We start from the raw sequence: 14,298 nt of genomic DNA, 5'->3' as shown, positions 1-14,298 counted from the left end.
ATTGGTTATTCCGCCCAGAAAATATTGCAGGTTTTATCTTTATTTTGTAAAAATGCTCTAATTGGCATGGCTGTCGCGTCATCATCTGCAAGTGCTTGCGAGATAACATCTTGTTTTGATTGACCGACAACGTGTAAATAAAGATGTGAAGCTTGAATTATCGCCGCATAGTTAAAGGTAACCCGCTCATAGGGAGCCGTAGTTGGTACAACCTTTATTAACGCAGGATCTGCAAGTTCATCGAGTCCTTGATGAACTTGTGCACTACAAGGAAATATTGATGCCGTATGACCGTCTTCGCCCATTCCTAAAATAACCACATCTAAAGGCGTAAACCTACTAGCTTGCTCGGTTATATTAGCTAAATATTGCTCAGACAAGTTTTCAGCTTGTTTTAAAGAAAAGAATGTTGCTTTGGCAGCATAGTTTTGTAATAAATTTTCTCTTAGTAATCGATCATTAGAGTCTTTGCTTGCAGTATCTACCCAACGATCATCCACTAAAGTAATGGTCACGTTAGACCAATCTATATTTTTATTTGAAAGCTCGTTAAACAGACCTTTAGGAGTACTACCACCTGAAAAAGCAATGCTAGCGTAGCCTTTATCAGAAATAGCCGTAGTTAACTGTTTGGCAATACGCTGAGCGAATTTACGATCGAGCTGAGATCGTGATTTAAACGTGTTATTAATAATCATTATTCGTCCCAATCTCTATCATCTCTTGCAATAAGAGCAATTGAAGAAACAGGCCCCCAAGAGCCTGCAGCATAGCCTTTAGGTAATTCATTTGATGCATCCCATGCAGCTTTAATACTATCTATCCACTCCCATGATGCTTCTACTTCATCGCGGCGTATAAATAAACCGGCATTGCCGTTTATAGCGCTTAAAATTAATCTCTCATAGGCATCTACAACTCGTGAATCATCATTTATATCTGAAAAACTTAAATCGAGTTTTGTCTCTTTAATTTGTAGTTCTTTAGTAATACCTGGAACTTTATTCATCACAGTTAATTCAACACCTTCGTCAGGTTGTAGACGAATCGTTAATTTATTTGCTGGAAGTTGTGAGTAGCTATTATCAAAAATATTATGTGGTTGATGTTTAAAATGGATCACAACTTCAGAATGCTTACATGGCATGCGTTTGCCTGTTCTCATATAAAACGGAACACCGGCCCAACGCCAGTTATCAATTTCAGCTTTAATTGCAACAAAACTTTCTGTTGTACTGTCAGTAACAGCCCCTTCCTCTTCTGTATAACCAGGTACAGGCTGGCCATTCATATGCCCTTTTGTATATTGGCCTCGGACCGTTTTTTCATGAACATTTGTACGGTCAATTTTTCTTAAGGCTTTAATTACTTTAAGTTTTTCATCACGAATGTTTTCTGAGGATAAATCCGTAGGTGGCTCCATAGCGAGCAAAGACAATATTTGTAATAGATGGTTTTGTACCATGTCACGTATTTGACCGGTATCATCGTAAAAGCCCCAACGACCTTCAATGCCCACACTTTCAGCTACTGTTATTTGCACATGATCAATACAGGTATGATCCCAGTTGGTACTGAATAGTGAATTAGCGAACCGTAATGATATTAAGTTTAATACTGTTTCTTTACCAAGATAGTGATCAATCCGGTAGATTTGTGATTCTTTAAAATGTCGGCTGACTAAATCGTTTATTACTTTCGAGCTTTCTAGATCATGACCAATTGGTTTTTCCATCACAACTCTAGCAAAGTCATTATTTAACTTGTGAGCTTTTAACCCATCGGCAATTAATCCGTATATTGAAGGCGGTGTTGCCAAGTAGTGTAATGTATAAGCGTTTGCATCAAGTGCTTTAGCTAGTGTTTTAAAGCCAGCTTGATCAGAGAAATCCAATTGCACATAAGAAAATAATTGAATAAATTCTTCAACTTTATCGGCCTCAATTTGATCGGCTACAAAATTGTTCAGGTTATCTTTTACAAAAGCTTGGAAGCTGACGTCATCTAGCTCTATACGAGCAACGCCAATGATTTTAACCTCATCTACGAGTAGGTCTGCTACAAATAGCTGATATAGAGCAGCAAACAATTTACGCTTAGATAAATCACCTGCAGCACCGAATAATACGATTTGTTTAGCTGATAATAATGAAGATTCAGACATGAATATTAATCTCTCAAAATAATGAAAATAAATTACATTTCACACTAATTTAAACTTATATCACGCTAAGGTAAAGAACTTTTTGTAATTAAATTACACATAACAATCCTTTATATAACGAGCGTTTGCGCCTTTTAGATAAATAAATCCGTCAATTTGTTTCATAACGTATGAAATTCAGGTAGTATTTACCAACAAATATGAAATAAATTTACATAAAAGCTGTTTTATTTCATAAAAATAATTTACAGTAACAGCAATTCAATCGAGGTCTGTTAATGAATATATTAGAAAAAATCACCAACGAGTTTGATTCTTTTAGTAAATCAGAACGTAAAGTCGCGGAAGTAATATTAGCTTCGCCAGCAACAGTTATACATGCAAGTATAGCTGCACTTGCTAAGCAAGCGAGTATAAGTGAACCTACAGTTAATAGGTTCTGTCGCCGTTTAGACACTAAAGGTTATCCTGATTTCAAACTACATTTAGCCCAGTCTTTAGCAAATGGTACTCCTTACGTTAATCGACATGTAGATGAAAACGATTCTGCAGAAGAGTATACGACAAAAATCTTCGATTCGACCCTAGCAAACCTTGAAATGGCACGCAAAAGTTTAGACACTAGTTTGATCAATCGTGCTGTTGATGTTTTAACGCAAGCAAATAAAATATCATTTTTCGGTCTTGGCGCTTCAGCAGTTGTAGCCCATGATGCTCAAAACAAATTCTTCCGATTTAATGTACCGGTTATTTACTTTGATGACGTATTAATGCAACGCATGAGTAGTATTAATAGCTCACAAGGTGACGTAGTTGTCGTCATATCTCATACCGGGCGAACGAAACCACTAGTTGAAGTAGCTGCTATCGCTCGTGAAAACGATGCAATTGTGATCGGAATAACCGATGCAAATACGCCACTTGCTAAAGAATGTAATATTGTTTTATCTCCCACAGTTTCAGAAGATACTGATTTATATATGCCAATGGCATCTCGTATAGCACAACTTACATTAATAGATATATTAGCCACCGGTTTTACATTACGCCGCGGATCAAAATTTCGAGATAACTTGAAAAAAGTTAAAGATAGTTTACGTAGCTCACGATTTGAGCGTAAAGAATAATTAAATTTTACAATATAAGGTTTCCCTTCCATGCCTAGAAGAACGAAAATTGTTGCTACCTTAGGGCCAGCTACAGATGATATCAATGTATTAAGAGAAGTAATTAAAGCCGGAGTTAACGTTGTACGCCTTAACTTTTCACATGGTGTTGCAGAAGATCACATGCTTCGCGCTAAAAATGTACGTGCTATTGCCAAAGAGTTAAATACTTATGTAGGTATTTTAGGTGATTTACAAGGCCCTAAAATACGAGTTTCTACATTTAAAGATGGTCCTATTAACTTAAGCATTGGAGATAAATTTATTTTAGATGCTGACTTAGGTAAAGGAGAAGGCACTAAAGACAGCGTAGGTATCGATTATAAAGCACTGCCTAAAGATGTTTCTACTGGTGATGTGCTGTTGTTAGATGATGGTCGTGTACAACTAAAAGTTGAAAGCATTGAAGGTAATAAAGTATTTACTGTCACAACTGTAGGCGGTCCTCTTTCAAATAACAAAGGAATAAACCGTCAAGGTGGCGGTTTAACAGCTGCGGCATTAACAGCAAAAGACAAAGAAGATATTAAACTTGCCGCTAAGATAGATGTAGATTTCTTAGCTGTTTCTTTCCCACGTGATGCTGCAGATATGCGTGAAGCTCGTCTATTAGCGCAAGAGGCTAAGTGTAACGCTCGTTTAGTATCAAAAATAGAACGTGCCGAAGCGGTTAATGACAATGATATACTTGATGGAATTATTTTAGCCTCAGATGTGGTGATGGTTGCCCGTGGTGACTTGGGTGTGGAAATTGGTGATGCTGAACTTGTTGGCAAACAAAAACACATTATAGCTCGATCTCGTCAGTTGAACCGCGTAGTTATTACTGCGACACAAATGATGGAAACAATGATCACCCAGCCTATGCCTACTCGTGCAGAAGTTATGGATGTTGCCAATGCGGTTCTTGATGGTACTGATGCGGTAATGTTAAGTGCTGAAACTGCTGCAGGTAAATACCCGGTAGAAACGGTTAAAGCGATGTCGCAAGTGTGTACCGGTGCAGAAAAACAACGTTCAGTAAATATTTCAGGGCATCGTCTTGAAATGATGTTTGAAGGTATATCTGAAACTGTTGCATTATCAGCTATGTACGCAGCGAATCACTTAAAAGGTGTTAAGGCGATTGTTTCGTTAACTGAATCGGGCATGACTTCAAAAATCATGTCGAGAATTACTTCAGGTTTACCTATTTATTCGTTATCTCGCCATGATAAGACATTAAGTAAATCAGCGATTTATCGTGGTGTTTACCCAGTACAATTTGACTCAACAAATTCTTCTGACAGTGAATTATCAAAAGATGTGTTAAAAGCTGTATTGGCAACTAATATATCTGAATTAAACGACGGTGATTTAGTTATCTTTACCCATGGTGATACTATGGAAACAGTTGGTGCATCTAATACGATGAAAGTATTAACCGTTAAAAAGTAATATTCCTCAACATTATTTTGATAAAGCCAGCTAAATTTAGCTGGCTTTATAGTTTCTAGAAGAATTTACTTCTCTTTAAATTGATCTGTTATACTTTATTTATTAATGACTTATGAATAAGATCTAAAGCCATGAGCGCTAACCAACCACTCAAAAATATCGCCATACTGACCAGTGGAGGAGATGCTCCAGGGATGAATGCCGCAATACGTAGTTGTACTCTAGCTGCCCTGCACTATGGCCATAAAGTATTTGGGTTCTTGCACGGCTTTAAAGGGTTAATAAACAATGAATTTATCCTTTTAGAAGAACAGAAAGTAAGAGATATAATTCATTGTGGCGGCACCATATTAAAAAGTGCTCGCTGCCCAGAATTTTTAGATGAAAATAATCAACAGTTAGCGGCAGATCATTTAGATAATTTAAATATTGATGCGTTGATTGTTATTGGTGGAGATGGCTCATTTTGTGGCATGTTAGCACTTAATAAACATTATAAAGGCCAATTAATCGCCTTGCCTGGAACTATCGACAATGATGTGGATGGAACAGATCACACCATAGGTTTTGCCACCGCTGTAAATACTGCAATTGATGCCATAGATAAGATCAGGGATACCGCGGATGCTTTTGAACGTGTTTTTGTTATTGAGGTTATGGGCCGACATAGTGGATTTTTAGCTTTAAATGTTGGTATTGCAAGCGGTGCAGAGCAAGTTATTACCTTTGAAAACTTTAAAAATCCGGGTGTTGAATTACAAAACATTGCTGAACATATAAAACTTTGCAAAGAAAAGCGTGGGGCTAGTAGTTATTTAATTGTTGCTGCTGAAAATCTATGGCCACAAGGTATTGATCAACTGTGTAATGATCTACAAAATTACGCAAATATCACTTGTACACCATGTATTTTAGGATATATCCAACGAGGCGGCTCTCCTGTACCTAAAGATAGAATTATGGCGACAAAAATGGGTGTCGCAGCCATAGATGCAATTATTAATGGTAAAACAATGGTGATGATTGGTGAAGTTTCTGCGACTATTGTTGAAGTTAAGATAAAGTATGCTGTTCGCCACAAAAAACAAGTTAATGGTGATTTGTTAATGGCTCAAAACTCTATTTTGGACATTGCCGAGTTGGCAAAGATAAATAAACTTTAACCTAACACTGCTTGCTTTACTTTGTCTTTGTAGCTGCGACTTACTTTCATTTCTTTATCATTAGTTAGTATTAAGTAGTATTCGCCACTAACATGGTTACCAAACTTATCAATATAGGTTTTATTTACAATGCTTGAGCGATGAATCCGAATAAACACTTTAGGGTCGAGCACCTCTTCTAGATCTTTCATTGTTTTTCTTAAAATATGAGTGCCACTATGTGTATGGACGCACATATAATCACCAGCGGCATCAATACAAAGAATATCTTTGGTCGGTACTAACGTTGTTTCACCAACATCTTTAATCGCTAACACATCAGAATACTGACTTACACTTACCGGTGCATTAGCAGCAAGCTCAGCTAATATTTGCTCACAGTCATTACCAGTAACGTCACTAACTAATTGTACGAGTTTATCTTTATGCTCACCGTCTTTAGCGTGTTCTAAGGTTTTAACCACTTTATCAATAGCACTAGCAAGTCTGTCATGATCAACGGGTTTAAGTAAATAATCTAAAGCATGTATTTCAAAGGCTTTAATTGCATATTGATCAAATGCAGTGACAAAAACAATAAGAGGCATTTTTTCATGCATACTTTCAATTGCTTGAACTACTTGAAAGCCATTTATTTCTGGCATTTGAATATCAAGAAAAACTAAATCAGGTTGTTGCTTAGTTATTTCCTGAATTGCCTCACGGCCATTACTGCATAATGCACATACGTCGATATTTTCAAAAGCTCCTAGCCTAACGGCTAAGCCTTTTCTTGCAAGAGGCTCGTCATCAACTATTATTGTTTTTAGCGTTTTATTCATTCGTCATGTTCAAGTTGAAATGGAATACGTATGTTTATTTTAACGCCTGTTGGGATATTGTCACTAACTACTATGGAATAATTATTATCATATAGTGCTGACAAACGATCTTTAGTGTTAACTAGTCCTACGCCATTCTCTCTGTGCAAGTTGCCATTGATAATCTCAGTGCCGGGACCATCATCAGCAATTTCTAACTGCAGATCATTGGCAAACCTTGATACTTTAATCGCTATAGTGCCACCATTTTCTTTAACAGCGATGGCGTATTTGATTGCATTTTCTACTATTGGTTGAAACAACATACTTGGCACTAAGGCATTTTGACAGTTATTTTGAACTTCAAAAGTAACTCTCAATCGTTCTTCAAAACGTACTTTTTCTATTTCTAGATAAAGATTTACCGCTTTTACTTCTTGCGACAAGGTTACTTTTTTCATTGGATCCATATCTAACGAATAGCGTAAAAAGTCACTTAGCTTAGTTACCATACCGTTCGCGGTTTTATTATCATTAATTAAAACGAGTGTAGAAATGGCATTTAACGTATTAAAGAGAAAGTGTGGATTTAACTGATAGCGCAACATTTTAAGCTGTGCCTGGTTAGCCATATTATTAGCGCTTAATACCTTTTGTCTTTCTTGTTGCAGCATTTGATAGTACTTAATACCGAAATACAAACCACTCCAACTTAAGATGATATAGAAAGACCACAGAGTGTTTTGGCTATAATACCAAATAGAATCTGGCTTCCAACCATGCTTGTATATTTCCCAATAGGTAATATTCTTGACTATTTGCCATAATAAACCAGTTATGAATGATGAACTTATTATTACTAAAGCTATCTTTATTGGAGTGAGATTCCAGGCTTTTTGGTAGATGTAACGTAGCGGGATGGAAATGATTGCACCTGCATAGGCACTTAAAAAAATCACCCAAGTAAATAAATCTCTTAAATCATGTAACAAAGACCCAAGAAAGTGAACCAACGCAAAACCTATCCAGCCGCCGATATGCAGCAACCAGAAAAAACGATTTCGATTTTCGATAAACTCTTTCCAATTCAAAATATTACTCTACAGTTAAAACAAATTTAATCTATAACTTCATTATTACTGAATAATAGTGTAAACACACTGTAATTAATCGTAACTATAGTGCTATTTGCCGCAAAATTTATTTGCTTAATAACTCATCTAGGGCATAAATTGACTGTTGATGTAGATTGCCTAAGGAGGTTTTTCTAACTTGATGTTTTTGACTGTAAAACCATAATGCATTGATTATAATGCTAATTTCATAGTACCGCGTTACTTTTGTTGGAGTTGCTGAGTAAGCCGTATGCTGAATTTCTGCAGAATGACTATTGAAATGACTAATCAAAGACTGGTGCCAGTGGTGATCAATATTGTTAATTGCCAAGCACATACCTAAATCAAACTCAGGCTCTGCAAGTACGCAGTACTCCCAATCAATTAACCAGGGTAGTTGCTGATAAACCATAATATTATCAAAATTAACATCTCCATGGCTAAGTACAAGACGGTTATGGTCTATCGATAAAGTGGATAAAAGTTTATCTGATAAATGTTTAATACGTCGTTCTTTTTCATCACTAAGCTTAGCATTTGTTAAAAGATGGGAAATAATGCTCTGTGGTTGGAATACTGACATCGAGCTTTTTAATTGTTGGCATTGATAAATTACTTTAGCAGCATGGGACAATTTATGTGGTAACGATAAATCAGTTAATCTAAGTGACTTACCATCAATAAATTCAGTAATTAAGTAGCCTTTTACGTAACTGCTTTCAATTATTTTTGGACCTAAGCCAATATTTGCTGCTTGAGTTTGTACATCTATTTGTAGTTGCCATTGCTCTGCTGAGATGTCAGTTTTTTTCAAAAAAACTTTAAGAAATACGTTAACTCCCTGTTTTGTAACTTTGAAACACTGATGACTTAAACCATTACTAAGTTTAACGACTTGAACATGCCTATCCAAATAGAGACTTGTAGATAAAATATCATCTAGAGATAACACGGTTGTCCTCTATAACAACAGCGATACTGAGCTGCTCAGTTTTATATAATTTGTACCAATTAATAAAACCAACCACACACATCAAAATATTAAACGCGGCAAGTACTGCTGTTGGCTCAAGTCCTTTTTGCAAATACAAAAATAATGAAACGCTATTGATCACAAACCAATACAACCAGTTTTCAAGTAGCTTTATGGTAACTAAATAGGTGGTTGAGATAGCAAATACCGTGGTAAATGTATCAAGGTAGGCGAAATCTGCATGGGTAAAGTTATCCATTCCCCACCCTAATACAAGGCTTAATAAAACCAATATGCTGATCAATTTAATATGCTTTATTAATGACCACGTACAGACTGGCAGCGTATTGTTTGCGGTAAGCACATCAGAATTTTGCCAGCGATACCAACCATATACTGCCATTGCCATGTAATAAACGCTAAGTAATGACTCCATCAATAACGACACATCATAAAATATGATGGTAAATATCAACGTACTGATAAATGCTGCGGGCCAACACCAACTATTATTAACAGCGACTAAAACCACATAGGCGATTGACAATCCTACAGCCAATAACTCCCAAAAAGGTAAGCCGATAAAATAATTAAGAATATTTTCCATAAATTTATCGTTATATTTCAGCTTCAGGCACGCTACGATCGCCACTTATAAATTTGCAAACAAATACCGCACTACCAATTGTTTCATGCACTTGTTTTATTTCTTTCATAACCGTAGCTACAGTAAGATCATACTCACCAAATACTTGCGTACTCATACCATTTGTTACTACTTTCAAACCATCAACGTGTCGTAGTGTACGTATAAACGACCAAATCTCTGCTTTAAATTTATCTTCAGCTAATGGATATAAGCTTATTTCTATGGATATTTGCATAACTTTCTCAATGTGAAGAAGTAAGCGCTAAAGCAACTTACTTCATTAAACGAAGACGATTAACCGATTATAACCGCCCTGCTAAACTTATTAAGATTAAAATTGATAATCTAATGTAACACCAAACTCAGCCGGTGCAGCTAACTGATAATATCCCTTTGCAGTATAGCTATCGCGAGGATCATTACCAAAATAAAAACCACGGGTCTGATAATCTTTATCTGTAATGTTGCGGCCCCACAGCTTAACTTGCCAGCTGTCTTGGAAATAGGTGATTGATGCATTTACTAAATCAATGGCATCAGATTTTTCTTCATGAGTATCTGAAAAGAAATATTCATCTTTACCATCTACATTCACATTCACTAACCATTGATCATTCACATAGTAATTAACACCTACATTGTATTGATATTTTGGCGCATGAGCTTGTTCTCGACCGGATAAGTCATCACCATTACCATTAATAAAATCTACGTATTCAGAATCTAATAAACCAAACGCGCCATACACTTCAAAAGAGTCGCTTATATTCCAAGCAGCATCAATTTCAATACCTTGGTTAGTGCCTTCAGCCGCGTTATCTAAGTAAGTAATAAATTCTTCACTACCGTCTGGACGTTTGTTGGCTGCATAGGTGCTAACTTGCATGTCAGTTCTATCCATATAAAATATTGCAAAACGAGCGTAAGCATCACCATCTAGATAGTTTTGTTTTAAGCCTAATTCGTAATTCATTACATATTCAGGTTCGAATTCACGATTTTCATCGCTTAAACTTCCCGTTGAATTAACCCCGCCGGCTTTAAATCCGCGGTTAACCGAGCCATACACTAAGCTATCATCTGTTGCTTCATAAGCTAAAACAACTTTACCGCCTACCATAGAATCGGAAGGCTCAAACGACGTACCTTCTGAATTACTATAATCAGCATCTCTGTCTTCAAAACGAATACCGGTTGTTAAAGTTAAATTATTTGAAAGTTTACTGTCTAGCTGAACAAAACCAGCAATAGTAGTAGCTTCAAATTCTGATAAATAATCACCATCATTGTAGGTATATTGACGCAGTAAATCTTCATCTTCAGTTTTGTGATAAATTCCAGCAACCCAAGATGTTGTATTGGCAAGTATTTGATGATCGGGTTTTGAAACTAATCTAAGCTCTTGTGTCGATGTCGTTTTTTCTCGAAAATAATGATCTGTTGAAGAGTAATCTCCCCAAGGGCAATCATTTTCTAGACATAGTTCAGCATTACTCCAATCCTCATCATAACCATAGTCAAGATCTGAATCGGCATAACTGACTATTGTGACTACATCGAAAGTGTTTAAACCACTATAAGTAGCTTTTACACTCGTAGCTACGGTCTCTTGAGTATCGAACCCTGGCTGATCAGATAAGGTTTCGCGGTTATTATCTAAAGAAAACGCGTCATAGCCATTATCAAAATCTAAATAGAATAATGACATATCGATTATTAAATCGTTTGTTGGTTTGTATTGAAGTTTAGTTCGGACAGTTAATTCGTCTTTATTATTGGTATCTTCTTTATCCAAATAAGTATTTTCAATAAATCCATCACTTTGAAATTGTTCTATAGCAAAGCGATACCCAAGTTTATCGGTTGCAGGGCCTGATAACATCAGACCTAATGATGAAGAATTATAATTACCCGCCATTACTTTAACAGAGCCTTCAAAGTCTTGAGCCGGATCAAAGGTAGTAATATTAATGACACCAGCCATTGCACTTGCGCCAAATTTAGTTCCCTGAGGGCCCCTAAAAATTTCTACTTGCTTAACGTCATATAATGACGTTGCACTACCAATTCCGGTGAAATCTACTTCATCAATTATGACACCAACCGATGGGTTAATTGGCTCTTTAAACTGACTACGTTCACCTATACCACGAATTTGATAATAACGGGCACGACTTGAACCACTGGAAAAATTCACATTGGGTGTAGCTAGGACAATTTCTTCAAGGTTTTGCGCGTTACGCAGGGCTATATCATCATTATTAACGACTGATAAAGACGATGCCGTTTTTTGCAAGTTTTGTTCACGAAAATCGCCGACTACTTGAATAACTTCAAGGTCTTTGTCTAATTCAGCTTCAGTCGTTGTTTGGGCAAGTACAGTTGTTGGAATTAAAGCCAATGTAATAGCAGTAGCTAAAGATGATTTAGTAGCTTTAAAAGCGTTTTGAAGATTCATTACAGATCTCATATTAATTTTATAATGGAGATCCGGCACAAAGAAGGAAATATAGAAAATTGTGAAGCTACACAAAAACAAGCCCCTTGTTTTCTTAACCATCCCTACGCCGGTATTATCCGGTTCAGGTTCAAAGGGTTTGCTTTTACAATAGTTAATTGTGAAGTGCATCTCAGTTGTCATTCATATTAAATAACAACACCCCCTGGCTCGGTGCGAATAGTACCAAGTTTTTAGACTTTGTAAATACTTGTAACTATAATTATTTGAACTTTTGCTCTACACATATTGTGATATCTACTTACAAGAACACATAAGCCAGATAAATATCTGGCTTATTAACAGAGTGTTCTATTAAATTAATTTAAACCGATAGCATTGGTCCTAATCGTTTCCCGCCAAGCAAATGCATATGAATATGATAAACCTCTTGCCCACCATGATTATTGCAATTCATAATTAATCGATAACCATCTTCACTAATGCCCTCTTCAAGCGCTAGTTTTTTAGCTACGGTGATCATTCTTCCAAGCGTTAATTCATCTTCTTCTTCGACATCATTAGTCGTTGGAATAAGTTTGTTAGGAATAATTAAAATATGACTAGGAGCTTTTGGAGAAATATCACGAAAAGCAGTCACCAAATCATCTTGATACAACAAAGGTGTTGGAATTTCTTGACGAATTATTTTTGAAAATATGGTTTCTTCATTCATTACAATTCCTTTATTGGGCTGGCAAAACAGGAGCTTTAAAACTTACTAGCATGGCATTAACCAATTCTTGTATTTTAGCTTGTTTTTCTTCAACAGGTATCTTGGTTTTCTTAATCGCTTTAGACACGACAGAGCGCCAAACTGACTTTCCTTCTGCAGGATCGACAAAATCAATAATAATGGTACCTTCAACATAATCTTTAATTTCAACCTGTTGTACAGGAGCTATACCACCGTATCCATAATGGCCTCTACAGCGCCAACATTGATAAAAGCCAGTGTTGTAGGTTCTAAGTTGAGTTTTATCCTTAGTAACTAACTGGAAACGTACTTGCATATCAGCGTCAGTTTTATCAGCTTCAATCATACCTTTTTGTTTTAGCGTATTGCTTATCGCCTTAATTAAACGATCATTGTCTAAACTGCTTAAATTACGGTTAAGAGTTTTTGACGCTTGCTGGTTTGCTTCAAAATCATCTAAAACAACAAATGTTTGTAACTGGTTAAAGTTATATTCCGGGTTGTAATCTATATCCGGGTTATAAGTTGTGGCACAACCAGATAATAATAGTAATAAAGCAGCTAATTTAAAATATGATAATTTCATAAATACATCTCAATAAAAGTCTATGTGTCTAATAGTACTAAGAATAATACAAAATTGTATATTTATTTAGTTTTTAATTAAATGAATACGAGAATGGTTATTTGTTCGTCGCTTTTTGAGAGTGATGATGGATTTTAAAAAATATCAGCATACGTCAGGAGGTCTCACATCTTGCTAGAGCTCGTGATGGGATGACGGCGTTTGTTTAATAGTTTGGATTTTATATTTTTTTGTTTAAAAATTCACTTCAGGAAGAAGTATATGGTACTCGGAGCCGGACTTGAACCGGTGCATCGCACGTATTAAGAACACGCGGGATTTAAATAACGATGTAGAATTAAGATACTGAAACAAGTTCAGCAAATACATATAATTGAAATATAGATCTAAAGAAATTAAATAAATGGTACCCGGAGCCGGACTTGAACCGGCACATCCGTTAAGACGCGGGATTTTAAATCCCGTGTGTCTACCAATTCCACCACCCGGGCACTATATTTGGGTAAGACTTTTTTATAGTAGAGATTGGTTCCCTACTGTCAATCACAACTTAATGTATAAACATGGAGTCATAAATGAGAAATTGGAGCGGCTAACGAGACTCGAACTCGTGACATTCACGTTGGCAACGTGATGCTCTACCAGCTGAGCTACAGCCGCTTCATATAGAGCTTGTTACTTAATACATTGTAGAAATGGTACCCGGAGCCGGACTTGAACCGGCACATCCGTTAAGACGCGGGATTTTAAATCCCGTGTGTCTACCAATTCCACCACCCGGGCATTGTATTCCTATTAAGGATAATGCCTGTCATTTCTACATGACTAAGTAGCAAATTGTTAGATTGGAGCGGCTAACGAGACTCGAACTCGTGACATTCACGTTGGCAACGTGATGCTCTACCAGCTGAGCTACAGCCGCTTCATATAATCTATTTTGTGTTGCATTTAAATTGGAGCGGCTAACGAGACTCGAACTCGTGACATTCACGTTGGCAACGTGATGCTCTACCAGCTGAGCTACAGCCGCTTAATTTAAATAAAACACTCT

Annotated in this window: 13 protein-coding genes, 5 tRNA genes and 1 riboswitch; of the genes, 3 read left to right on the top strand and 15 right to left on the bottom strand. The window is 36.4% G+C overall.

Annotated features, from left to right (window positions below; genetic code table 11):
• Positions 1-5: 5 nt before the first annotated feature.
• A complete protein-coding gene (gene pgl, locus RGQ13_RS10000) occupies positions 6-698 on the bottom strand; it encodes a 6-phosphogluconolactonase (RefSeq protein ID WP_348389610.1) in 693 nt (230 codons plus the stop codon).
• The gene (zwf, locus tag RGQ13_RS09995) at positions 698-2,164 is read right to left on the bottom strand and encodes a glucose-6-phosphate dehydrogenase (protein ID WP_348389609.1); all 1,467 of its coding nucleotides are present in this window, start codon (positions 2,162-2,164) and stop codon (positions 698-700) included. The genes pgl and zwf overlap by 1 nt, the downstream gene beginning before the upstream one ends.
• A gap of 278 nt (positions 2,165-2,442) precedes the next feature.
• Between zwf and RGQ13_RS09990 the strand changes: the two genes are divergently transcribed.
• From RGQ13_RS09990 to RGQ13_RS09980, 3 genes are all read left to right on the top strand, one after another.
• Positions 2,443-3,291, top strand: a complete 849-nt coding sequence (locus tag RGQ13_RS09990; protein WP_348389608.1) for a MurR/RpiR family transcriptional regulator — start codon at positions 2,443-2,445, stop codon at positions 3,289-3,291.
• Between the two features lie 30 nt (positions 3,292-3,321).
• Entirely contained in the window at positions 3,322-4,767 is a 1,446-nt protein-coding gene (pyk, locus tag RGQ13_RS09985; protein ID WP_348389607.1) for a pyruvate kinase, read from the top strand.
• A 131-nt stretch (positions 4,768-4,898) separates the two neighbouring features.
• Complete coding sequence (locus tag RGQ13_RS09980) at positions 4,899-5,930, top strand: ATP-dependent 6-phosphofructokinase (RefSeq protein ID WP_348389606.1); 1,032 nt, start codon at positions 4,899-4,901, stop codon at positions 5,928-5,930.
• On the opposite strand, the gene RGQ13_RS09975 is transcribed toward RGQ13_RS09980, so the two are convergent.
• From RGQ13_RS09975 to RGQ13_RS09915, 13 genes are all read right to left on the bottom strand, one after another.
• Positions 5,927-6,751: a LytR/AlgR family response regulator transcription factor gene (locus RGQ13_RS09975; RefSeq protein WP_348389605.1), complete on the bottom strand. Its 825-nt coding sequence runs from the start codon at positions 6,749-6,751 to the stop codon at positions 5,927-5,929. The genes RGQ13_RS09980 and RGQ13_RS09975 overlap by 4 nt on opposite strands.
• On the bottom strand, positions 6,748-7,821 hold the full coding sequence (locus tag RGQ13_RS09970; RefSeq protein ID WP_348389604.1) for a sensor histidine kinase: 1,074 nt from the start codon (positions 7,819-7,821) through the stop codon (positions 6,748-6,750). The genes RGQ13_RS09975 and RGQ13_RS09970 overlap by 4 nt, the downstream gene beginning before the upstream one ends.
• 109 nt (positions 7,822-7,930) lie before the next feature.
• Entirely contained in the window at positions 7,931-8,797 is an 867-nt protein-coding gene (locus RGQ13_RS09965; RefSeq protein ID WP_348389603.1) for a phosphotransferase, read from the bottom strand.
• Entirely contained in the window at positions 8,781-9,425 is a 645-nt protein-coding gene (pnuC, locus tag RGQ13_RS09960; protein WP_348389602.1) for a nicotinamide riboside transporter PnuC, read from the bottom strand. Before pnuC ends, RGQ13_RS09965 begins: the two co-directional genes overlap by 17 nt.
• A 10-nt stretch (positions 9,426-9,435) precedes the next feature.
• Positions 9,436-9,702 (bottom strand): hypothetical protein, encoded by a 267-nt coding sequence (locus tag RGQ13_RS09955; RefSeq protein WP_348389601.1) that lies wholly within the window; start codon positions 9,700-9,702, stop codon positions 9,436-9,438.
• 96 nt (positions 9,703-9,798) lie between these two features.
• Complete coding sequence (locus RGQ13_RS09950; protein ID WP_348389600.1) at positions 9,799-11,925, bottom strand: TonB-dependent receptor; 2,127 nt, start codon at positions 11,923-11,925, stop codon at positions 9,799-9,801.
• Between the two features lie 84 nt (positions 11,926-12,009).
• Positions 12,010-12,141: riboswitch (TPP riboswitch) on the bottom strand.
• 148 nt (positions 12,142-12,289) lie between these two features.
• Positions 12,290-12,640, bottom strand: a complete 351-nt coding sequence (hinT, locus tag RGQ13_RS09945; RefSeq protein WP_348389599.1) for a purine nucleoside phosphoramidase — start codon at positions 12,638-12,640, stop codon at positions 12,290-12,292.
• 10 nt (positions 12,641-12,650) lie between these two features.
• The gene (locus RGQ13_RS09940) at positions 12,651-13,247 is read right to left on the bottom strand and encodes a DUF4136 domain-containing protein (RefSeq protein WP_348389598.1); all 597 of its coding nucleotides are present in this window, start codon (positions 13,245-13,247) and stop codon (positions 12,651-12,653) included.
• A gap of 404 nt (positions 13,248-13,651) precedes the next feature.
• Positions 13,652-13,738, bottom strand: a tRNA-Leu gene (locus RGQ13_RS09935).
• 93 nt (positions 13,739-13,831) lie between these two features.
• Positions 13,832-13,907: transfer RNA gene (locus RGQ13_RS09930), tRNA-Gly, on the bottom strand.
• 36 nt (positions 13,908-13,943) lie between these two features.
• Positions 13,944-14,030: transfer RNA gene (locus RGQ13_RS09925), tRNA-Leu, on the bottom strand.
• A 63-nt stretch (positions 14,031-14,093) separates the two neighbouring features.
• Positions 14,094-14,169, bottom strand: a tRNA-Gly gene (locus tag RGQ13_RS09920).
• A gap of 32 nt (positions 14,170-14,201) precedes the next feature.
• Positions 14,202-14,277, bottom strand: a tRNA-Gly gene (locus RGQ13_RS09915).
• Positions 14,278-14,298 lie beyond the last annotated feature (21 nt).

This window comes from Thalassotalea psychrophila, assembly GCF_031583595.1.
Classification (GTDB): Bacteria; Pseudomonadota; Gammaproteobacteria; order Enterobacterales; family Alteromonadaceae; genus Thalassotalea_A; species Thalassotalea_A psychrophila.
This window is presented reverse-complemented; position numbering and strand designations above follow the sequence as displayed.

What these genes read in the sequence shown, in the direction of transcription:
- pyk (WP_348389607.1), top strand. Translation starts at nt 3,322, where the DNA reads ATGCCTAGAAGAACGAAAATTGTTGCTACCTTAGGGCCAGCTACAGAT.
- pgl (WP_348389610.1), bottom strand. Translation starts at nt 698, where the DNA reads ATGATTATTAATAACACGTTTAAATCACGATCTCAGCTCGATCGTAAA.
- RGQ13_RS09955 (WP_348389601.1), bottom strand. Translation starts at nt 9,702, where the DNA reads ATGCAAATATCCATAGAAATAAGCTTATATCCATTAGCTGAAGATAAA.
- RGQ13_RS09940 (WP_348389598.1), bottom strand. Translation starts at nt 13,247, where the DNA reads ATGAAATTATCATATTTTAAATTAGCTGCTTTATTACTATTATTATCT.
- pnuC (WP_348389602.1), bottom strand. Translation starts at nt 9,425, where the DNA reads ATGGAAAATATTCTTAATTATTTTATCGGCTTACCTTTTTGGGAGTTA.
- RGQ13_RS09980 (WP_348389606.1), top strand. Translation starts at nt 4,899, where the DNA reads ATGAGCGCTAACCAACCACTCAAAAATATCGCCATACTGACCAGTGGA.
- RGQ13_RS09990 (WP_348389608.1), top strand. Translation starts at nt 2,443, where the DNA reads ATGAATATATTAGAAAAAATCACCAACGAGTTTGATTCTTTTAGTAAA.
- hinT (WP_348389599.1), bottom strand. Translation starts at nt 12,640, where the DNA reads ATGAATGAAGAAACCATATTTTCAAAAATAATTCGTCAAGAAATTCCA.
- RGQ13_RS09950 (WP_348389600.1), bottom strand. Translation starts at nt 11,925, where the DNA reads ATGAATCTTCAAAACGCTTTTAAAGCTACTAAATCATCTTTAGCTACT.
- zwf (WP_348389609.1), bottom strand. Translation starts at nt 2,164, where the DNA reads ATGTCTGAATCTTCATTATTATCAGCTAAACAAATCGTATTATTCGGT.
- RGQ13_RS09975 (WP_348389605.1), bottom strand. Translation starts at nt 6,751, where the DNA reads ATGAATAAAACGCTAAAAACAATAATAGTTGATGACGAGCCTCTTGCA.